The organism is Pseudomonas sp. NFIX10 (genome assembly GCF_900111955.1).
Classification (GTDB): domain Bacteria; phylum Pseudomonadota; class Gammaproteobacteria; order Pseudomonadales; family Pseudomonadaceae; genus Aquipseudomonas; species Aquipseudomonas fluorescens_AA.
The window spans coordinates 62,406-81,917 of the sequence record NZ_FOKH01000003.1; the positions used below are offsets into that span (position 1 = coordinate 62,406).

Below are 19,512 nucleotides of genomic sequence, written 5' to 3' on the forward strand. Positions count from 1 at the left end.
TGCAGCCTGATTTCTGCGAAAACCCCGCGCCTGGATCACACGAGGGATACGCCATGAATGAAGAACTGCAAATCATCGACCTGCAACAGGGCGACGGCAAAAGCGTAGTCAAAGGTGCGCTGATCACCACCCAATACCGCGGCACCCTTGAAGACGGCACCGAATTCGATTCGTCCTACAGTCGCGGCAAACCCTTCCAATGCGTGATCGGCACCGGTCGCGTCATCAAGGGCTGGGACCTGGGCCTGATGGGCATGCAAGTCGGTGGCAAGCGCAAGTTGTTGGTGCCGGCCCACCTGGCCTACGGTGAACGGTCCATGGGCGCATACATCAAGCCCAACGCCAACCTGATCTTTGAAATCGAGTTGCTGGAAGTGCTGACCCGGGACGATTGAAGGATGCAGGAGCCGGTCCGCAGGCTCGTGTAGCAGGGGGACGTGTCCATGACGAGATGCTTTGATCGTGAGGGGAAAAGTGCTGCTACTATCTCCAGTTGATGCATGGCTTGATTCGTCCTGGAGCGAAATATGAACGCAGAGCGTCATGACGTAGGTGTGTCCCAAGTGGCCGCAGCGATTGCCGAGCCGGCCCGTACCCGAATGCTCTGCGCCTTGATGGACAGCCATGCCCGGACCAGCACTGAGCTGGCGAGCATCGCCGAGGTCAGCGCATCGACCGCCAGCGCCCACCTGACGAAACTCAAGGACCTGGCCTTGGTGCGGCTGCATGTCCAGGGCCGGCACCGCTATTACAGCCTGGCGGATCCCCGTGTCGCCCAGGCCCTGGAAGCACTGATGGTGATCGGCCAGAGCGCCGCGCCTACTTTCACGCCACGCACACCGGATCGCTTGCAATGGGCGCGCACCTGCTACGACCACATGGCCGGCACCCTGGCGGTGCGGCTGCATGATCGGATGATCGAGGCCGGGTGGCTGGTGGAGGTGCCAGAACAGGGCTATCGGTTGAGTGAAGCCGGTGTGGGGCTGTTCGAGGGGTTGGGCATTGACCTCCAGGTCGTCGCCGCGCAACGACGCCGATTCGCATGCCCCTGCCTGGACTGGAGCATGCGCCGTGAGCACCTGGGTGGGGCCCTGGGAGCGGCGTTGCTGCAAGTGGCGATCAAGCGCAAGTGGGTGATCCAGGACCTGGATAGCCGGGCGCTGGGCGTGACGGCCATTGGTCGTCGGGAGCTGGCGGGGCGGTTCGGGGTCAGTGCAGAGAGGGATGTCGAGCCCGCCATCGCCATCGCCATCGCGAGCAAGCTCGCTCCCACCATGGACCTGCGGCAAGCGCAGGATCTGTAGACAACGGATAACCTTGTGGGAGCGAGCTTGCTCGCGATAGCAGTATCAGCAGCCCCCTCGCTATCCGGTCATATGTTGGCGTCGATACTCATCCGGCGTGGTGCCCATCATTTTGCGAAACATGCTGATGAACGCCGAGGCGCTGCTGTAGCCCAGGTCCAGGCCAATGGTTTCCACGCTCTGGCCACGTTCGAGCAGGGCCAGGGCCTCGATGACTTTAAGGCGCTGGCGCCATTCCACCAGAGACATGCCCAGGTCCCGTTGGGCCCGGCGCATCAGCGTGCGTTCGGTGGTGTTGGCGGCGCGGGCCAGTTGCGGCAAGGAGCGCGGGTCGCTGGGATTCGCCTCCAGGGCCCGCAATACGGGGCCCAGCAGTGGATCATCCGAGAAGGGCAGGTAGCTACCGGCCTGGGGCGCCTGAGTCAGCTTGTCCACCAGCACCTGCAGCAAGCGCTGCTGCTCGGGTGTCTGGGGTTGGCTCGGCGGGTCGCTGCGCAGCTCTTCCAGCAACGCGCGGATCAGTGGACTCAAGGTCAGCGCGCAGGGTACGGCCGGCAGCGCAGCGCACAGTTCGGCCGCCAGGTACAACGAGCAATGACAGGCCTCATGCCGATTGAACCCAACGTGTTCCATGTCCGGCGGCAGCCAGATGCCGTACTGCGGTGGCGCCAGGTAGTGGTGCTGGGCGATCTCGATTTCCATCACCCCGCTGTAGGAATAGACGAACTCACCCCAGGCATGCCGATGCCGGGGATAAGTGGCGTGGGCCGGCATGCAGGCGCTGCGAAAGAAAATCGGCGAGGGCAGGGCCGCGTCGAACGGAGGCATTTTCAGATGTTGGGCTGGAGGCTGCATATCGACCGCAATGGCGGATTACCGGGATGGCTTGTCGGGTAATCACTATATCCAGCAAAGGTGTCAGGCAGACAATCCTTTCATCCATTTCTGCCCAAGGACCTTTCCCATGACCACCCGCCGCGCCCTGGATGGCCAGGTCAGTGCCCTGATGACTGGACTCTGTGCCATCTGGGGGTTCCAGCAAGTCGCGATCAAGGCCAGCGCCGCCGACATGGCGCCGATGCTGCAACTGGGCGTGCGCTCGGCCATCGCCGCGGTGCTGGTCTGGCTGTTGGTGCTGGCGCGGGGTGAACGCCTGTCCCTGGCCGATGGCAGTTGGCGTCCTGGCCTGTTGGTGGGGCTGTTGTTTGCCCTGGAGTTCGTGATGGTGGGCGAAGGCCTGCGTCATACGACGGCTTCGCACATGGTGATCTTCCTGTACACCGCCCCGATGTTCGCCGCCCTCGGCTTGCACTGGAAACTGCCGAGCGAACGCCTCAAGCCGGCGCAATGGTTGGGCATCGCGGTTGCCTTCGGCGGGATCGTGGTGGCCTTCAGTGGCGGCTCGGGGGCGGCGGGCGGCAGCTCGTTGCTCGGTGACGGCATGGGCTTGTTGGCCGGCGCGCTGTGGGGCGCGACTACGGTGACCGTCCGTTGTTCGCGATTGACGAACCTGCCCGCCAGCCAGACGCTGCTGTATCAATTGGTCGGCGCCGGGGTGCTGCTGATCGGGATGTCGGTGGCGTTGGCGCAAACGACGATCAACCCCACGCCGCAACTCATTGCCAGCCTGGCGTTCCAGGTGTTGCTGGTGTCCTTCGCCAGTTTCCTGATCTGGTTCTCGCTGCTGCGCCACTACCTGGCTTCGCAGTTGGGCGTGCTGTCGTTCATGACGCCGCTGTTTGGCATCGGTTTTGGTGTCTGGTTGCTGGATGAGCCGCTGGAGCCGAACTTTATCGTTGGCGCGGTTCTGGTGTTGGGCGGGATCTTGCTGGTCAGCGGTTACGGCTGGTTTCGCCAGCGTTGGGGGCGGTGGTTGGTATTGCGTCGGGGGTAGCCGAAGCAGCCAGTAAAAAGCCCACCCTTGCCGAGGCAGGGGTGGGCTTTTTCATGCACGCACTGAGCAGGCGGTTGCTTAGGTCAAACCTTGACGATCCAACCCGCTGGCGCTTCCACGTCGCCGGTCTGCACGCCGGTCAGCTCTTTGTAGAGCTTCTGGGTGATCGGGCCGACTTCGGTTTCGCTGTGGAATACGTGCAGCTTGTCCTTGTAGCTGATGCCGCCAATCGGGGTGATCACCGCCGCAGTACCGCAGGCACCGGCTTCCTTGAAGTCCGACAGCTTGTCGATGAACACGTCGCCTTCGATCACTTCCAGGCCCAGGCGCGATTTGGCCAGTTCGATCAACGACAGGCGGGTGATGCCCGGCAGGACCGAAGGGGATTTGGGGGTGACGAATTTGTCGTCGTGGGTGATGCCGAAGAAGTTGGCCGAGCCGACTTCCTCGATTTTCGAATGGGTCATCGGGTCGAGGTAGATGCAGTCGGCGAAACTGGCTTTCTTGGCCTGGGAGCCGGGCATCAGGCTGGCGGCATAGTTGCCACCGACCTTGGCCGCACCGGTGCCTTGCGGGGCGGCGCGGTCGAAGCTGGAGATCAGGAAGTTGTGCGGGGTCAGGCCGCCCTTGAAGTAGGCGCCAACCGGGATGCAGAAAATCGAAAAGATGAACTCGGGTGCGGTGCGCACGCCGATGTTGTCACCCACGCCGATCACGAACGGGCGCAGGTACAGCGCGCCGCCGGTGCCATACGGCGGGATGAAGCGCTCGTTGGCGCGGACCACTTGCTTGCAGGCTTCGACGAACTGCTCGGTGTCGACCTGCGGCATCAGCAGGCGGGCGCAGCTGCGCTGCATGCGGGCGGCGTTCTGGTCCGGGCGGAACAGGTTGATCGAACCGTCCTTGCAGCGATAGGCCTTCAGGCCTTCGAAGCACTGCTGACCGTAGTGCAGGGCGGTGGAGCCCTCGCTGATGTGCAGCACGTTGTCGTCGGTCAGGGTGCCCGCGTCCCAGGCGCCATCGCGCCAGTGCGACAGGTAGCGCTTGTCGGTCTTGATGTAGTCAAAGCCCAGTTTGTCCCAATTGATGCTCTCGTTACCCATGACACCCTCTATTGCTTAACAACCGTCGAAACGGTTCAAGGCTTCTGACGTTTTTTGGATGGGGACAACAATACTTCATTCCGGGGCTGTTTCGCAGCCTCACTGACATGATTGTTCCCACGCTCCGCGTGGGAATACTTCAACGGACGCTCCGCGTTCGGCTTTGGGACGCGGAGCGTCCCTGGCTGCATTCCCACGCGGAGCATGGGAACGATCCTTGGCGGTGGACTCCATCTTTACAGATGCAACGCATGCCCCAACGCCCGCAACGCCGCTTCCTGCACAGCCTCGCCCAGCGTCGGATGGGCGTGGATGGTGCCGGCGATGTCCTCCAGGCGCGCCCCCATTTCCAGGGACTGGCCGAATGCCGTGGACAGCTCCGATACGCCGACGCCGACCGCTTGCCAGCCCACGATCAGGTGATTGTCCCGGCGCGCCACGACCCGGACGAAACCGCTTTTCGATTCCAGGGTCATGGCCCGGCCGTTGGCGGCGAACGGGAAGCTCGAAACCAGGCAGTCCAGCCCGGCAGCCTTGGCCTCGTCCGGCGTCTTGCCGACCACCACCAGTTCCGGGTCGGTGAAGCACACCGCGGCGATGGCGGTCGGGTTGAATTCCCGATGCTGGCCGGCGATCAGTTCGGCGACCATTTCGCCCTGGGCCATGGCCCGGTGCGCGAGCATCGGTTCGCCGCTCAGGTCGCCGATGGCCCAGACGTTGCGCATGCTGGTCTGGCAACGGTTGTCGATTTTCACCGCCGAACCGTTCATCGCCAGGTCCAGCGCTTCGAGGTTCCAGCCCTGGGTGTTGGGTTTGCGCCCGACCGCCACCAGCACCCGGTCGGTGTCCAGGTTCAGCGTGTCGCCATTGGGATCACGCACTTGCAAGGTGCTGGCCTGGGCATCGAACCCTTCGACGCTGTGCTTGAGGTACAGCTTCACGCCCAGTTGCTTGAGCGCCTCGTGCACCGGCTGCGTCAACTCGCCGTCGTAAGCTGGCAGGACCCGCTCCTGGGCCTCGACCACGCTGACCTCGGCGCCGAGCTTGCGATAGGCGATGCCCAACTCCAGGCCGATGTAGCCGCCGCCGACCACCACCAGGTGCTTGGGCACCGAGGTGGGGGCGAGGGCTTCGGTGGAGGAAATGATCGGCCCGCCCAGTGGCAGCATCGGCAGGTTGACGCTTTTCGAACCGGTAGCCAGCAGCAGGTGTTCACACTGGATGCGGGTGTCGCCGACGTCAACGGTCTTGCCATCGACCACCTTGGCCCAGCCATGAATGACCTGGACCTTGTGCTTTTTCAGCAATGCCGCGACGCCGGTGGTCAGGCGATCGACGATGCCGTCTTTCCATTCCACGCTTTTGCCGATGTCCAGCGTTGGCGCCGCCACCGTGATGCCCAGGGCCGAGCCCTGACTGTGATGTCGGGTCTGGTGGAACTGCTCGGCCACATGGATCAACGCCTTGGACGGGATGCAGCCGATGTTCAGGCAGGTCCCGCCCAACGCCTGGCCTTCCACCAGGATGGTCGGGATGCCCAGCTGGCCGGCGCGGATCGCCGCCACATAACCGCCAGGACCGCCGCCGATGATCAGCAGCGTAGTGTTCAAAGTTTGCATTGCCTGCTCCATTGATGATTAGTCCACGAACAGGGTGGCGGGTTGTTCGAGCAGGCCGCGCAGGGCCTGGATGAATTGCGCCGCATCCATGCCGTCGACCACCCGGTGATCGAAGGAGCTGGAGAGGTTCATCATCTTGCGGATCACGATCTGCCCCTTGATCACCATGGGCCGCTCGACGATTTTGTTCACGCCGACAATCGCCACTTCCGGCAGGTTCAGCACCGGCGTGCTGACAATGCCGCCGAGGGCACCGAGGCTGGTCAGGGTGATGGTCGAGCCGGACAGTTCATCACGGCTGGCCTTGCCCGTGCGCGCTGCTGTGGCCAGGCGGGCGATTTCCGCCGCGCTGTCCCACAGGCTACGGGCTTCGGCGTGACGCACCACCGGCACCATCAGGCCAACGTCGCTCTGGGTGGCAACGCCCACATGCACCGCGCCTGAGCGATGGATGACCTGGGCTTCGTCGTCGTAGCGGGCATTCATCTGCGGAAAGTCCCGCAGGGCCACGACCAGGGCGCGGACCAGGAAAGGCAACACGGTCAGCTTGCCGCGACTGGCGCCGTGTTTTTCATTCAAGTGAGCCCGCAGCTCTTCCAGGGCTGTGACGTCGATTTCCTCGACGTAGCTGAAATGAGCCGCGCGCTGGGTCGCTTCCTGCATGCGCTGGGCGATCTTGCGGCGCATGCCGATCACCGGGATCTGCTGCTCGTCGTGGCGTTCGGCATAACCCGAACCGCCCTTGGCCTGGGACGACGGCCCCTGGGCCAGATAGGCTTCGAGGTCTTCGTGCAGGATCCGCCCGGCCGGGCCGCTGCCCTGGACCAGGCGCAATTGAATGCCCAGGTCCAGCGCGTGTTTGCGCACGGCCGGCGAGGCCAGTGGACGCTCGTCGGGATCGCGGGCCACCGGGGCTTGCGGCGCCGGGCGAGGGGCGGCGGTCTTCTCCACCACCGGATCAGGCGTGGCCACTGGCGCCGGCTTCGGCGCTTGCACAGCCGCCGCGGCGGGAGTCGGTTGTGCCGATTCTTTCAAGTTACCCGCACCCTCGACTTCAATGCGGATCAGTTCGCTGCCCACCGCCATGACTTCACCCGGCTCGCCACCCAGGGCGATGACCCGGCCATGCACCGGCGAAGGGATGTCCACCATCGCCTTGTCGGTCATGACATCGGCCAGTACCTGGTCTTCGACCACCATGTCGCCGACCTTGACGTGCCACACCGACAGTTCCACTTCCGCGATGCCTTCGCCGATGTCCGGCATCTTGATAACGTGCGTGCCCATTCAGACCTCCATGACCCGTTTCAACGCCGCGCCCACTCGGGACGGCCCAGGGAAATACGCCCACTCCTGCGCATGCGGGTAGGGGGTGTCCCAACCGGTGACACGCTCGATGGGCGCTTCCAGGTGGTGGAAGCAGTGTTCTTGCACCAACGACACCAGTTCGGCGCCGAAACCGCAGGTGCGGGTGGCTTCGTGCACCACCACGCAGCGGCCGGTTTTCTTCACGGATTTGACGATGGTTTCAAGGTCCAGCGGCCAGAGGCTGCGCAGGTCGATGACTTCGGCGTCGATGCCGGTTTCTTCGGCCGCCACTTGAGAGACGTAGACCGTGGTGCCGTAGGTGAGCACCGTCACGTCCTTGCCCGGGCGGGTGATGGCGGCAACGTCCAGCGGCACGGTGTAGTAGCCGTCCGGCACCTGGGCCGAGGGGTGTTTCGACCACGGGGTTACCGGGCGGTCGTGGTGGCCGTCGAACGGGCCGTTATACAGGCGCTTGGGTTCGAGGAAGATCACCGGGTCATCGTTTTCGATGGAGGCGATCAGCAAGCCCTTGGCGTCGTAGGGGTTGGAGGGCATCACGGTGCGCAGGCCGCAGACCTGGGTGAACATCGCCTCGATGCTCTGGCTGTGGGTCTGGCCGCCATAGATGCCGCCGCCGCAGGGCATGCGCAGGGTCATCGGCGCGGTGAACTCGCCGGCCGAGCGATAGCGCAGGCGCGCCGCCTCGGAAATGATCTGGTCCGAGGCCGGGTAGACGTAGTCGGCGAACTGGATCTCGGCCACCGGCCGCAATCCGTAGGCGCCCATGCCCACCGCCACGCCGACGATGCCGCTTTCGGAAATCGGGGCGTCGAACACCCGCGAAGTGCCGTATTTGTTCTGCAGGCCTTCGGTGCAGCGGAACACGCCGCCGAAGTAGCCCACGTCCTGGCCGAACACCACGACGTTGTCGTCGCGCTCGAGCATCACGTCCATGGCCGAGCGCAGGGCTTGGATCATGGTCATGGTGGTAGTGGTCATGGCGGTGTCCAACGCAATATTGTTGTTGTGGTCGTTCATGTCAGATCCCCAACTGCTGACGCTGGCGCTTCAAGTGCTCCGGCATCTCTTTGTAGACGTCTTCGAACATGGTCGCGGCGCTTGGAATCTGCCCCCCGGCGAGGGTGCCGTACTGTTCGGCTTCCTTCTGCGCGGCGATCACCTCGGCTTCGAGTTCGGCGCTGACCGCCGCATGTTCCTCTTCGGACCACTGCCCGATCTTGACCATGTGCTGCTTGAGACGGGCAATCGGATCGCCCAGCGGGAAGTGGCTCCAGTCGTCGGCGGGGCGGTACTTGGAGGGATCGTCCGAGGTGGAGTGCGGACCGGCGCGGTAAGTGACCCATTCGATCAGGGCCGGGCCGAGGTTGCGGCGGGCGCGTTCGGCGGCCCAGCGCGAGGCGGCGTAGACCGCCATGAAATCGTTGCCATCGACACGCAGGGAGGCGATGCCGCAACCGACGCCGCGTCCGGCGAACGTCGTGGCTTCACCGCCGGCAATGGCCTGGAAGGTGGAAATCGCCCACTGGTTGTTGACCACGTTGAGGATCACCGGCGCCCGGTAGACGTGGGCGAAGGTGAGGGCGGTGTGGAAGTCCGATTCGGCGGTGGCGCCATCACCGATCCAGGCCGAGGCGATCTTGGTATCGCCCTTGATCGCCGAGGCCATGCCCCAGCCCACGCCCTGGATGAATTGCGTGGCGAGGTTGCCGGAAATGGTGAAGAAACCGGCGTCCTTGACCGAGTACATGATCGGCAACTGCCGGCCCTTGAGCGGATCGCGCTCGTTGGACAGCAGTTGGCAGATCATGCCCTCCAGCGGCACGTCGCGGGCCATCAGGATGCTTTGCTGGCGGTAGGTGGGAAAGCACATGTCATCGATGTTCAGCGCCAAGGCCTGGCCGCTGCCGATGGCTTCCTCGCCAAGGCTTTGCATGTAGAACGACATTTTTTTCTGGCGCTGGGCGACCACCATGCGGTTGTCGTAGATGCGCGTCTTGAGCATGGCGCGCATGCCTTTGCGCAGGATCTCGACGGGAATGTCCGCCGCCCAGTCGCCCAAGGCATTGCCCTGGTCATCGAGCACGCGGATCAGGCTGCGGGCCAGGTCGGCGGTGTCGGCGGGTTCGACGTCGATGGGAGGTTTGCGCACCGTGCCGGCATCGGACAGATGCAGGTAGGAAAAGTCGGTCTTGCAGCCGGGACGGCCCGAGGGTTCGGGGACGTGCAGGCGTAGCGGTTCGTACGCTGGGTTCATGGCTTTCTACGCTCGATCTTGTGAGTTTCTTGTAGTGGGCGCGCTAGCTGACGAATGTCCCCGGGTAGGGGAAATTGTCCTACAACAATCATAGGCTCGGCGAAGAAGAATATTTTTCTCTGTTAGCTTGCTGTTCAGATCATTTGCAGATAAAAAATCTGCACAACGATAAAAAACAGGATTATTTGTCTCATGCGTAAATTGGATCGCACCGACATCGGCATTCTGAACAGCCTTCAGGAAAACGCCCGCATCACCAACGCCGATCTTGCCCGTTCGGTCAATCTGTCGCCGACGCCGTGCTTCAACCGCGTCCGGGCGATGGAGGAGCTGGGAGTGATCCGCGAGCAGGTCACGCTGCTGGATGCCGACCTGCTGGGGTTGCACGTCAACGTGTTCATCCATGTCAGCCTGGAGAAGCAGGTGGAGGAGGCGTTGCAGCACTTCGAGGAGGCGATTTCCGACCGGCCGGAGGTGATGGAGTGCTACTTGATGGCCGGCGATCCGGACTACCTGATCCGCGTGCTGGTGCCGACCATCCAGTCGCTGGAGCGGTTCATGATGGACTTCCTGACCAAGGTCCCGGGGGTGGCGAACATCCGTTCGAGCTTTGCCCTCAAGCAGGTGCGCTACAAGACCGCGCTGCCGTTGCCGGCCAATGGGCTGACCTTGGGGACCTGAGGCTCCATTGTTGCCTGACCCACTGCCATCGCGAGCAAGCTCGCTCCCACACTGGATTGGTGGTGTTAATCAATCCCCTGTGGGAGCGAGCTTGCTCGCGATGAGGCCATTGCATTCAGTACAAGCTTCTAAAGCTGATTGATCGGAATCTTCAGATAGGTCACGCCATTGTCCTCGGCCGGCGGCAGGTGGCCGGCCCGCACATTCACCTGGATCGCCGGCAACAGCAGCGTCGGCATGCCCAGTGTCTTGTCGCGCTGGGTACGCATGGCCACGAACGAGGCTTCATCGATGCCATCGCGGACATGAATGTTGTGCTGGCGCTGCTCACCCACGGTACTCACGCAGTGGGACTCGCGTTCCTCCGGTGGATAGTCGTGGCACACGTACAGCCGCACTCCGGCGGGAAAGGCCAGCAGCTTGCGGATCGAGGCGTAGAGCTGATGGGCATTGCCGCCGGGGAAGTCGCAACGGGCGGTGCCTACGTCGGGCATGAACAGCGTGTCGCCCACCAGGATCACGTCGCCGTCGATCAGGTAGGCCATGTCCGCCGGGGTGTGGCCGGGCACGTGCAGGGCGGTGGCCTTGAGGTTGCCGATCAGGAAGGACTCGTCGGGCGCGAACAGACGGTCGAACTGCGAACCGTCGACGGCGAAGTGCGGCTCCAGGTTGAACAGGGTCTTGAACACGTTCTGCACCTGGCCGATGGACTCGCCGATGGCGATCTTGCCGCCCAGCTCCCGCCGCAGATAAGGCGCGGCGGACAAGTGATCGGCATGGGCGTGGGTCTCCAGCAGCCATTGCACCGTCAGTCGATGTTCCCGCACAAACGCGATCACCCGATCCGCCTGCGCGGTGCCGCTGCGGCCCGAGGCCGGATCGTAGTCGAGCACCGGATCGACCACCGCGCAGTGCCCGCCATCGTGTTCATACACAACATGGGTATAGGTCTTGGAGGCGGGGTCGAGAAAACTCTGGATCTGCGCGGACATGACAGCGAACCTGTACGGGAAGAACTCATGAAAGGGGCTGCTACGCAGCCCAGCGGGAGCAAGCTCCCTCGCCACATACCAATCTAAAATAGCTTGTTGCAACGCTTGAGGTTTACAACATATGGTCCGCAGCTTAGTGAGGGCCAAGGCGTCCTGCAAATGCGATCGCACCTGCCAACAGGTGTGCGCGGCTTGAGAGAACCTGAATGTTACTGGCAAGTTTTTTTGGTGTGGTCATGGGCCTGGTCCTTGGCCTGACGGGGGCGGGTGGCGGCATCCTGGCAGTGCCGGCGTTGGTGTTGGGCCTGGGCTGGAGCATGACCCAGGCCGCGCCGGTGGCGTTGTTCGCGGTGGGCAGCGCGGCGGCGGTGGGGGCCATCGACGGGCTGCGCCATGGCCTGGTGCGCTACCGTGCGGCCCTGCTGATCGCACTGCTGGGCGCGGTGTTTTCGCCGCTGGGCATCTACCTCGCCCACCAGCTCTCGGAAAAAATCCTGATGATGCTGTTCAGCCTGCTGATGGTGCTGGTGGCGGCGCGCATGTTGCGTCGCGAAACGCCGCAAGTCGGCCCCAGCGATCATGGCGCCGCCAGTTGGGGCCAGAAAAACTGCATGCTCGACCGCCAGACCGGCCGCCTGGCCTGGACGCCTCGTTGCACCGCCACGCTGTCGGCATTGGGCGCAGTGACAGGCATGGTCTCGGGGCTGCTGGGCGTGGGGGGCGGCTTCCTGATCGTGCCGGCATTCAAGCAACTGACCGACGTGCAGATGCGCGGGATCGTCGCGACGTCCTTGATGGTCATCAGCCTGATTTCGTTGATTGGCGTGGTGGGCGCGTTCCATGCCGGGGTGAGCATCGACCGGGTAGGGATGGCGTTCATTGCGGCGAGCATCGTCGGGATGCTACTCGGCCGGCAAGTGTCGGCCAAGGTTCCGGCCCGGGCGCTGCAGGTGGGGTTCGCCGGGGTGTGCCTGGGGGTGGCAGTGTTCATGTGGGTGCGGGCGTAGCGGTCATGAACCGGGACTGCCCATGGCCAGAGGGGTTACAGCAACCGACATTGCATCGAAAACCCCAGCGCCACCGATTGCCCTTGCTCCAGCAAACGCAACCCCGGTCGTCCCGGCCAGTGGTGGGCGTTGACTGGGTGGCTGACCGGTTCGATGCAAAAGAAATCCAGGCCCACGGGGCAGTACAGCAGGAAGTAATCGCAGCCGCTGGCCTGGCACTCCAGCTCATAGCCCAGGTCCGGCTGTTGGATCAGGCAATGCCCGTCCCAGCCACCGAAGCCATTGTCCACGAGGGTGTCCGGCAGTAAACGGGCCTCCTGGAAACTCCAGTGTTCGGGAAGGTCGATCCGTTCCGTCGGCAGTTTCGTGGCGTCGCACAGCCAGGCTTCGCTCGCCCGGGTTTGCAGGCGTGTGCCGGCGGTGCGCGGGAAGTACGGGTGAAGGCCGAACCCATGCCACGCCGGCTGTTTTGCCGTGTGGGTGACGAGCATCGCGATCTGCAACTGGCCGCCGCGCAAGCGGACACGCAAACTGGCGCAATAGCCGAACGGCTGCTGGCTGTCGAGTTGCAGCAGCGCTTCCTGGGCATTCTGTTCGGTCACTTGCCACGGTTGCTGCCAGGCGCTGCCATGGATGGGGAACGGGTCGTTGGGGCTGTTGGCGTCCAGGGCCAGCCAGCCATCAGGGCAATCGAAACCGCCGTTGGCGATCCGGTTCGACCAGGGGATCAACGGGAAGCCACCGAGCTTGCCGGGCAGGCCGTTTTCCAGGGCTTGGGGGGCCGGCGGGCGTAGCAATGGCGCGCCGCTGCTGCGCAAGGTCCAGTCCACCAGGCTGGCGCCCAGGTGCGGGGCCAGGGTGAGGCGGGTCAGTTCGTCTTCGAGATGGAGAAGGGGTGGGGTCATGGTGGTGTTGGTCTGCTGAATTGAAAATGGTGTTACAGCGTTTTTTGTGCGAACGCTGTTGTGGCGAGGGGATAAATCCCCTCGCCACAGATAATCTCTGCCACAGATAAATCCCCTGATCACAGGGGATTTGTCATTCTTACAACACCAGGTGCGGCAACCACAGCGACAGGGCTGGCACGTAGGTCACGAGCATCAGCACCAGGAACAGCACGGCGTAGAACGGCAGCAGCGCCTTGACAGTGGCTTCGATGCTGACCTTGCCGATGGCGGAGCCGACGAACAGCACCGCCCCCACGGGCGGCGTGATCAGCCCGATGCCCAGGTTCACCAGCATGATCATGCCGAACTGCACCGGGTCCACGCCGATGCCGACGATAACCGGCATCAGGATCGGCGTCAGGATCAGGATCAGCGGCGCCATGTCCATCACGGTGCCCAACAACAGCAACATCACGTTGATGCACATCAGGATCACGTAGCGGTTGTCCGACAGGGTCAGGAACATCGTGGTGATCTTCGCCGGGATCTGCATCAGCGTCATGATGTAGCCGAAACTGGCGGCGAAGCCGATCAGGATCATCACGATGGAGATGGTGCGCACGGTGCGGTGCATCAGCTTCGGCAGTTCACGCCACTTGTAGTCGCGGTAGATGAACATGGTCACGAAGAACGACCACAGCACCGCGATGGCCGCCGATTCGGTGGCGGTGAAGATGCCCGACAGGATGCCGCCAAGGATGATCACCATCGCCATCAGGCCCCACAGGGCTTCGCCGACGATTTTCAACGCCTGGCGCATCGGGATCACTTCGCCCTTGGGGTAGTTGCGCTTTTTCGCGAAGATCAGGCACAACACCATCAGGCACGCGCTCATCAGCAAGCCCGGCACGATGCCCGCCATGAACAGCGAGGCAATCGAGACCGTGCCGCCGGCGGCCAGGGAGTAGAGCACCGAGTTATGGCTTGGCGGGGTGAGCAGGGCTTGCACCGAACCGCTGACGGTCACGGCGGTGGAAAAGTCTCGCGGATAGCCCTTGCGTTCCATTTCCGGAATCAGCACCGAGCCCACCGACGCGGTGTCGGCCACCGACGAACCGGAGATCGCACCGAAGAAGGTCGAGGCCACGATGTTGACCAGTGACAGGCCACCACGCACAAAACCCACCAGCACCCCGGCACACGCCACCAAGCGGCGGGACATGCCGCCCTCGGCCATGATCGCACCGGCCAGCACGAAGAACGGAATGGCCAGCAGGGAGAACTTGTTCACCCCGCCCGCCACCTGGATCATCACGGCCTGGAACGGGATGTCGATCCACCACGCACCGATCAGGGCGGCGGCGCCCAAGGCGTAGGCGACCGGCATGCCGATCAGGATCAACACGATAAAACTGCCCAGCAGAATCAGAGCGTCCATTAAGCGGCACCTTCACTTTCTTCAACCAGGTCGAACTGCACGACCCGCCGTTTGCTCTGGTCACCGAGCAAGAGTTTTTCCAGGACGAAAACCAGCGTCAGCAAGCCGCCCAGGGGAATCGGCAAATAGGTCACGCCAACTCGCAGGCCGGGCAGGGAAGCCATGAACTGGTTCCAGGTGGACATGCACAGCTTGAAGCCCCAGACCGTCATGAAGATGCAGATCAGGGCCATGAGCAATTGGGAAAGAATCGACGCCGCGGATTTCAGGTGCGGTGGCATGCGGTCGGTGACCATGGCCACGGCCATGTGCGCACCGGCGCGGTAACTGGCGGCGGCACCAATGAAGGTGAACACCATCATCAGCAGGATCGCCGTGGGCTCGGGCCAGCTCGAGCCGGAACCCAGCACGTAGCGGGCGAACACGCCCCAGGGAATCATCAGGGAAATCGCCAGGACGGAAAGGCCGGCAACCCAGATGCACGTCATGTAGATCTTATCGTTGATACGCAGCAGCAAATTCTTCATCGGGTTCCACCGTAACCGGGCACGCCTTGGGCATCAGGCGTGCCGGGCCTTTTCATGAGTACAGAACGGGAGGCATTACTGAACGGCTTCGATACGCTTGATCAGGTCGGCATAGGGCGCGCCGTACTTGGCTCGTACCGGTGCGGTGGCGTCGTAGAAGGGTTTTTTGTCGACCGTGATGAACTCGACACCCGCCGCCTTGAGTTTTTCTTCGCTGGCGGCGGACTTCTGGTCCCACAGCGCGCGTTCTTCGGCCTGGGCAGCCTTGGCGGCCTTCCTGACCAACGCCTGTTGATCCGGGGTCAGTTTCTCCCAAGTGATTTTCGACATCACGATCGGCTCTGGCAGGATCAGGTGTCCGGTGAGGCTGTAGTACTTGGCGTTTTGGTAGTGGTTGTGTTCGAGCAGGGTCGGCGGGTTGTTTTCCGCGCCGTCGATCACGCCGGTCTGCAGGGCGCTGAAGATTTCACCGGTGTCCATCGCGATACCGTTGGCGCCCATGGCGTTCATCATCTCGATGAACATCGGGTTGCCTTGCACACGGATCTTCATGCCCTTGAGGTCTTCGAGCTTGCGCACCGGCTTCTTGGTGTAGATGTTGCGCGTGCCGCCGTCCATCCAGGCCAGGGCCACCAGGCCGAACTCGGAATTGGTGATCCGGTCGAGGATCGCATCGCCCACATCACCGTCGATGACGGCGCGCATGTGGGCCTGGTCGCGGAAGATGAACGGCATGTTGAACACGTTCACATCCGGCACCACTGGACCGACGATGCCCAGGCTGACCCGGGACATCTGTATCGCGCCGACTTGCATCTGCTCGATGACTTCCTTCTCGGAACCCAATACACCGCCTGGGAAGTATTTGAAGGTCAGCTCGCCGTTGGTCTCTTTGGTCAGGGTATTGCCCATGCTTTCTTCGGCCATCACGGTGGGATAGCCCTTGGGATGGATGTCGGCGATCTTGAGTTCAAGGGCATGGGCCGCCTGGGCCAGGAAGGCCAGGGGCAGGGCTGCGATCAAAAGCGTGCGTTTGAAATTCATGGTCCATCTCCAGTGTTGTTGTTTTTATGGCTCATCCAATGAAGCGGCACAGCAGGTCAGTTCGCGGAGTGCTTCAACCCTCCAAAAGCGGGTTCGGCCAGGCCCTTGACGCCAGGCTTGAGGGCGAACACGCCCCCGGCCAGGGACTGTGGGTCGTTGTCGTCGCCGGGGCGGATCGAGGTGACGAAGAGGGTGTCCAGACGGCTGCCGCCAAAGGCGCACATGGTGGGTTTTTTTACCGGTACCTCCAGTGAGCGGTCGAGACGTCCATCCGGGGTGAACCGGTGAATCAGCCCGGCGTCATTGGCGCAGATCCAGTAGCAACCGTCGGCGTCGACTGCCGCGCCGTCCGGGCGACCGGCCAGGGGCAGCATGTCGACGAACAGCCGCCGGTTGGATGGGGTACCGCTGTCGATGTCGTAATCGAACGCCCAGATCTGCTGGACCAACGGGTGTGAATCGGAGAGGTACATCGTCCGCCCGTCCGGGCTGAATCCCAGGCCGTTGGGCACGATGAAACCGCTCAGTTGCGCCTCGACCGGGCTGCGTTGCCCGGCTTCATACCGGTACATCCGGCCTTCGTCGGCGTTGGCGGCCATGTTCAGCACCATGCTGCCGGCCCAGAAGCGGCCCTGGCGGTCGCAACGGCCATCGTTGAGGCGCATGTCGACGCGGCTGTGCTCGACGCTCGCACAGCGTTCGCTGTCCAGGCTGCCGTCGTCATGGGGGTGCAGGCGGAAGAAACCGCTTTCCATGCCCGCGACCCAGCCGCCGTCCTGGTGACGGGCGATGCAGGCAAGCATTTCGGGGGCTTCCCAGCCCTGGATTTTTCCGCTGCTGGCATTCCAGCGTTGCAGGCCACCGCTGGGGATGTTCACCCAATACAGGGCGTTTTCCTCGGGAACCCACACCGGGCTCTCCCCGACGGCGTTGCGTGCATCGACAATCAATTCGGCTTGCATGGTGATTCCTTTGTACGTTCGTATCCCATGGAAACAGGCCAATCAGTCGTCGAACGGGCCGGCCGCTACGAAGGCACCGCCCTGGTAGATCCTGGCCGGGTCATCGGCGGCCGGCATTGGCTGGGCTTCGATCTTGTCGCGGAAAATCTCGGAAGTGTCCTTGGGTTGGTAACCCAGGTGCGCGGCGTGGCTGTTGTCCCACCAGACGTCACGGTTGGCGGACACGCCATAGACCACGGTGTGGCCGACCTTTGGCGTGTAGAGCGAGCATTCGATCAGTTGGGTGAGGTCGTCGAAGCTCAGCCAGGTGCTCATCATCCGGCGGTTCTGTGGCTCGGCGAACGAGGAGCCGATGCGGATGCTCACGGTCTCGATGCCGTAGCGATCGAAGTAGAAACTGGCGACGTCTTCGCCGTAGGACTTGGACAGGCCGTAGTAGCCATCCGGACGGCGAGGGGAGAGGGCGTCGAGGGCCTCGTCCTGCTTGTAGAAGCCGATGACGTGGTTGGAGCTGGCGAAGATCACACGCTTGACGCCGTGCTTGCGCGCCGCTTCGTAAATGTGGAAAACGCCGCTGATATTGGCGCCCAGGATTTCTTCGAATGGGCGTTCGACCGAAACACCCCCGAAATGCAGGATGGCGTCGACGCCTTCCACCAATCGGTGCACGGCCTGTTTATCGGACAGGTCACACGGCACCACTTCTTCGCTTTCATCGATGGCCGGGGCCATGTTGGCGATGTCCGACAGCCGGATGTGACGGGCGAAAGGCTTGAGGCGCTCGCGCAGGACTTTGCCCAGGCCGCCGGCGGCGCCGGTCAGCAGCAGGCGATTGAGGGGTTGGCGAATCGGTGTCGTCGTCATGGCATTACCTGAGCAAACAGTGAGTGATATCCGTTGTATAGGCCATATGACCGCGGGCACAGGGTGACCTTTCCTTGTGGGAGCGAGCCTGCTCGCGAAGGCGCCAGCCCAGCCGCCCCCTCACCAGCAGACCCACCCAACCGCCTTACAACAAACTGATCGGATAGCTGATGAAAATACGGTTCTCATCGAACTCGTTGGTGCTGAAATCCCGGCGCATTGTCGAGTTACGCCACTTCACGTTGAGGCTCTTCAACGCGCCGCTCTGCACGGTGTAGGCCAGCTCACTTTCCCGTCCCCACTCCTTGCCATCGTCGACCGTGGCGGTGTGCACGTTGTCACCGCTGATGTAGCGGTTCATCAGGGTCAGGCCCGGCACGCCGACGGCGGCGAAGTTGAAGTCGTGGCGCAGTTGCCAGGATTTTTCCTTGGCGTTGTCGTAGCTGGAGTTGTAGCTGTCGTTGGCTAGGGTGCCGCCGCTGGTGCCGTTGACGCGCATCCAGGCGTCATCGCCGCCGACTTTCTGCAGGCCGACGTAGAAGGTGTTGCCGCCGTATTTGGCCGAGAGCATGGCGAACGCGGTTTTGTTGTCCAGGTCGCCGGCCAGGGCGCTGCCGTCTTCCTTGCCGATGAAGTAACCGAGGTTGGCGCCCAAAGTCCAGTCGCCGATGGGCTGGCTGTGGGTCAGGTTGAAATATTGCTGCTGATAGATGTCGGACAGTTCCGCGTACCAGACACCGACCTGGGTGCGTTTTTCATTAAAGGCGTATTCACCGCCACCGAAATTGAAACGGTCGGAGGTGAACGCACCGCGGCCGTTCATGGACATGTCTTCCATGCTCGCGTCATTGCGCGGGCTGTTGCCACGGAACTGGCCGCCGTAGAGGCTCAGGCCGTTGATTTCGGTGGAGGTCACCTGGCCGCCACGGAAGGTTTGCGGCAGGGAGCGGCCGTCGTCGGAACGCAGGATCGGCAGCACCGGCATCCACTCGCCAACCTTCAATTCGGTCTTCGACACCTTGGCCTTCAGGGCCACGCCCAAACGGCCGAAGTCGTCGGCCGGGCGACCGTCGTCATGCACCGGCAGCAATTGCGTGCCCGCCGTGCCACGGCCGCCGTCGAGTTTCACCGAGTACAGGCCCAGCACGTCCACGCCGAAACCGACCACGCCCTGGGTGAAGCCGGACTTGGCGTCGAGGATGAAGTTCTGGGTCCACTCTTCGGCCTTGCCCTGGGCGTTGTTCGGGTTGGTGAAGTTGCGGTTGAAGTAGGCGTTGCGCAGGTTCAGCGTCGCCTTGGCGTCATCGACGAAGCCTTCGGCGCTGGCGGCCGTTGGTAGAAAGGCGGCAAGGCCGCTGCAACCGAACAGGATCAGGGCGGGGCTGGTGTTGAGAAGGGTATGGCGGTTTGGACGTTGGTCGGGCGAAAAACGGACACGTGTGCTCACTTTGACGCTCCCTACTTTTTTGTTGTTTTTATTTTTGTCATACGTCGTCGTACAACATTTGAGGGATTATTTGGAAGCGACTGCTCATTGTCAACTGGCCATTATCGGAATTGTCCAACTCGGCTGTGCTTCAAGATGAGGCGTTTCAATGGCTGTTGTT

General features: G+C 62.8%; 19 protein-coding genes. 5 read left to right on the plus strand and 14 right to left on the minus strand.

The features are described 5' to 3' along the window. Positions 1–53 precede the first annotated feature (53 nt). Positions 54–395 carry an FKBP-type peptidyl-prolyl cis-trans isomerase gene (locus BM321_RS03785; protein ID WP_092441570.1) on the plus strand — a complete coding sequence of 114 codons (342 nt, stop codon included), beginning with the start codon at positions 54–56 and terminating at the stop codon, positions 393–395. Positions 396–527: 132 nt separating this feature from the next. Next, positions 528–1,304 carry an ArsR/SmtB family transcription factor gene (locus BM321_RS03790; RefSeq protein WP_092441571.1) on the plus strand — a complete coding sequence of 259 codons (777 nt, stop codon included), beginning with the start codon at positions 528–530 and terminating at the stop codon, positions 1,302–1,304. A 60-nt stretch (positions 1,305–1,364) separates the two neighbouring features. Here the strand turns inward: BM321_RS03790 and BM321_RS03795 are convergent, their stop codons facing one another. After that, a complete protein-coding gene (locus BM321_RS03795) occupies positions 1,365–2,159 on the minus strand; it encodes an AraC family transcriptional regulator (RefSeq protein WP_092441572.1) in 795 nt (264 codons plus the stop codon). A gap of 109 nt (positions 2,160–2,268) precedes the next feature. Between BM321_RS03795 and BM321_RS03800 the strand changes: the two genes are divergently transcribed. Then, the gene (locus BM321_RS03800; RefSeq protein ID WP_092441573.1) at positions 2,269–3,198 is read left to right on the plus strand and encodes a DMT family transporter; all 930 of its coding nucleotides are present in this window, start codon (positions 2,269–2,271) and stop codon (positions 3,196–3,198) included. Between the two features lie 83 nt (positions 3,199–3,281). Here the strand turns inward: BM321_RS03800 and BM321_RS03805 are convergent, their stop codons facing one another. The 5 genes from BM321_RS03805 to BM321_RS03825 form a co-directional block, all read right to left on the minus strand. Then, positions 3,282–4,301: a branched-chain amino acid aminotransferase gene (locus BM321_RS03805; protein WP_092441574.1), complete on the minus strand. Its 1,020-nt coding sequence runs from the start codon at positions 4,299–4,301 to the stop codon at positions 3,282–3,284. A gap of 236 nt (positions 4,302–4,537) precedes the next feature. Then, the gene (gene lpdA, locus BM321_RS03810) at positions 4,538–5,920 is read right to left on the minus strand and encodes a dihydrolipoyl dehydrogenase (RefSeq protein WP_092441575.1); all 1,383 of its coding nucleotides are present in this window, start codon (positions 5,918–5,920) and stop codon (positions 4,538–4,540) included. A gap of 18 nt (positions 5,921–5,938) precedes the next feature. Then, positions 5,939–7,207, minus strand: a complete 1,269-nt coding sequence (locus BM321_RS03815; RefSeq protein ID WP_092441576.1) for a dihydrolipoamide acetyltransferase family protein — start codon at positions 7,205–7,207, stop codon at positions 5,939–5,941. Next, positions 7,208–8,266: an alpha-ketoacid dehydrogenase subunit beta gene (locus BM321_RS03820; protein ID WP_018605866.1), complete on the minus strand. Its 1,059-nt coding sequence runs from the start codon at positions 8,264–8,266 to the stop codon at positions 7,208–7,210. A gap of 1 nt (position 8,267) precedes the next feature. Continuing rightward, the gene (locus BM321_RS03825; protein ID WP_092441577.1) at positions 8,268–9,503 is read right to left on the minus strand and encodes a 3-methyl-2-oxobutanoate dehydrogenase (2-methylpropanoyl-transferring) subunit alpha; all 1,236 of its coding nucleotides are present in this window, start codon (positions 9,501–9,503) and stop codon (positions 8,268–8,270) included. 192 nt (positions 9,504–9,695) lie between these two features. On the opposite strand from BM321_RS03825, the gene bkdR reads away from it, so the two are divergent. Next, positions 9,696–10,184: a Bkd operon transcriptional regulator BkdR gene (bkdR, locus tag BM321_RS03830; RefSeq protein WP_003202929.1), complete on the plus strand. Its 489-nt coding sequence runs from the start codon at positions 9,696–9,698 to the stop codon at positions 10,182–10,184. Between the two features lie 128 nt (positions 10,185–10,312). Here bkdR and BM321_RS03835 read toward each other — a convergent pair whose 3' ends face one another. Then, positions 10,313–11,176 carry an MBL fold metallo-hydrolase gene (locus tag BM321_RS03835; RefSeq protein WP_092441578.1) on the minus strand — a complete coding sequence of 288 codons (864 nt, stop codon included), beginning with the start codon at positions 11,174–11,176 and terminating at the stop codon, positions 10,313–10,315. Positions 11,177–11,382: 206 nt separating this feature from the next. Between BM321_RS03835 and BM321_RS03840 the strand changes: the two genes are divergently transcribed. Next, the gene (locus BM321_RS03840; RefSeq protein WP_092441579.1) at positions 11,383–12,183 is read left to right on the plus strand and encodes a sulfite exporter TauE/SafE family protein; all 801 of its coding nucleotides are present in this window, start codon (positions 11,383–11,385) and stop codon (positions 12,181–12,183) included. A gap of 35 nt (positions 12,184–12,218) precedes the next feature. Here the strand turns inward: BM321_RS03840 and BM321_RS03845 are convergent, their stop codons facing one another. From BM321_RS03845 to BM321_RS03875, 7 genes are all read right to left on the minus strand, one after another. Beyond that, positions 12,219–13,088 carry an aldose 1-epimerase gene (locus BM321_RS03845; RefSeq protein WP_092441580.1) on the minus strand — a complete coding sequence of 290 codons (870 nt, stop codon included), beginning with the start codon at positions 13,086–13,088 and terminating at the stop codon, positions 12,219–12,221. 139 nt (positions 13,089–13,227) lie between these two features. Then, entirely contained in the window at positions 13,228–14,508 is a 1,281-nt protein-coding gene (locus tag BM321_RS03850; RefSeq protein ID WP_072411600.1) for a TRAP transporter large permease, read from the minus strand. Continuing rightward, complete coding sequence (locus tag BM321_RS03855) at positions 14,508–15,035, minus strand: TRAP transporter small permease (protein WP_092441581.1); 528 nt, start codon at positions 15,033–15,035, stop codon at positions 14,508–14,510. The genes BM321_RS03850 and BM321_RS03855 overlap by 1 nt, the downstream gene beginning before the upstream one ends. 75 nt (positions 15,036–15,110) lie before the next feature. Beyond that, positions 15,111–16,079 (minus strand): TRAP transporter substrate-binding protein, encoded by a 969-nt coding sequence (locus tag BM321_RS03860; RefSeq protein WP_092441582.1) that lies wholly within the window; start codon positions 16,077–16,079, stop codon positions 15,111–15,113. Positions 16,080–16,135: 56 nt separating this feature from the next. Then, positions 16,136–17,041: an SMP-30/gluconolactonase/LRE family protein gene (locus BM321_RS03865; RefSeq protein ID WP_092441583.1), complete on the minus strand. Its 906-nt coding sequence runs from the start codon at positions 17,039–17,041 to the stop codon at positions 16,136–16,138. A gap of 42 nt (positions 17,042–17,083) precedes the next feature. After that, positions 17,084–17,905: an NAD-dependent epimerase/dehydratase family protein gene (locus BM321_RS03870; RefSeq protein WP_092196517.1), complete on the minus strand. Its 822-nt coding sequence runs from the start codon at positions 17,903–17,905 to the stop codon at positions 17,084–17,086. 145 nt (positions 17,906–18,050) lie between these two features. Next, the gene (locus BM321_RS03875; protein WP_092441584.1) at positions 18,051–19,352 is read right to left on the minus strand and encodes an OprD family porin; all 1,302 of its coding nucleotides are present in this window, start codon (positions 19,350–19,352) and stop codon (positions 18,051–18,053) included. Between the last annotated feature and the right edge of the window lie 160 nt (positions 19,353–19,512).

What these genes read in the sequence shown, in the direction of transcription:
- BM321_RS03820 (WP_018605866.1), bottom strand. Translation starts at nt 8,266, where the DNA reads ATGAACGACCACAACAACAATATTGCGTTGGACACCGCCATGACCACT.
- BM321_RS03815 (WP_092441576.1), bottom strand. Translation starts at nt 7,207, where the DNA reads ATGGGCACGCACGTTATCAAGATGCCGGACATCGGCGAAGGCATCGCG.
- BM321_RS03840 (WP_092441579.1), top strand. Translation starts at nt 11,383, where the DNA reads ATGTTACTGGCAAGTTTTTTTGGTGTGGTCATGGGCCTGGTCCTTGGC.
- BM321_RS03845 (WP_092441580.1), bottom strand. Translation starts at nt 13,088, where the DNA reads ATGACCCCACCCCTTCTCCATCTCGAAGACGAACTGACCCGCCTCACC.
- BM321_RS03825 (WP_092441577.1), bottom strand. Translation starts at nt 9,503, where the DNA reads ATGAACCCAGCGTACGAACCGCTACGCCTGCACGTCCCCGAACCCTCG.
- BM321_RS03870 (WP_092196517.1), bottom strand. Translation starts at nt 17,905, where the DNA reads ATGACGACGACACCGATTCGCCAACCCCTCAATCGCCTGCTGCTGACC.
- BM321_RS03855 (WP_092441581.1), bottom strand. Translation starts at nt 15,035, where the DNA reads ATGAAGAATTTGCTGCTGCGTATCAACGATAAGATCTACATGACGTGC.
- BM321_RS03865 (WP_092441583.1), bottom strand. Translation starts at nt 17,041, where the DNA reads ATGCAAGCCGAATTGATTGTCGATGCACGCAACGCCGTCGGGGAGAGC.
- bkdR (WP_003202929.1), top strand. Translation starts at nt 9,696, where the DNA reads ATGCGTAAATTGGATCGCACCGACATCGGCATTCTGAACAGCCTTCAG.
- BM321_RS03795 (WP_092441572.1), bottom strand. Translation starts at nt 2,159, where the DNA reads ATGCAGCCTCCAGCCCAACATCTGAAAATGCCTCCGTTCGACGCGGCC.
- lpdA (WP_092441575.1), bottom strand. Translation starts at nt 5,920, where the DNA reads ATGCAAACTTTGAACACTACGCTGCTGATCATCGGCGGCGGTCCTGGC.
- BM321_RS03850 (WP_072411600.1), bottom strand. Translation starts at nt 14,508, where the DNA reads ATGGACGCTCTGATTCTGCTGGGCAGTTTTATCGTGTTGATCCTGATC.
- BM321_RS03805 (WP_092441574.1), bottom strand. Translation starts at nt 4,301, where the DNA reads ATGGGTAACGAGAGCATCAATTGGGACAAACTGGGCTTTGACTACATC.
- BM321_RS03835 (WP_092441578.1), bottom strand. Translation starts at nt 11,176, where the DNA reads ATGTCCGCGCAGATCCAGAGTTTTCTCGACCCCGCCTCCAAGACCTAT.
- BM321_RS03785 (WP_092441570.1), top strand. Translation starts at nt 54, where the DNA reads ATGAATGAAGAACTGCAAATCATCGACCTGCAACAGGGCGACGGCAAA.
- BM321_RS03790 (WP_092441571.1), top strand. Translation starts at nt 528, where the DNA reads ATGAACGCAGAGCGTCATGACGTAGGTGTGTCCCAAGTGGCCGCAGCG.
- BM321_RS03860 (WP_092441582.1), bottom strand. Translation starts at nt 16,079, where the DNA reads ATGAATTTCAAACGCACGCTTTTGATCGCAGCCCTGCCCCTGGCCTTC.
- BM321_RS03800 (WP_092441573.1), top strand. Translation starts at nt 2,269, where the DNA reads ATGACCACCCGCCGCGCCCTGGATGGCCAGGTCAGTGCCCTGATGACT.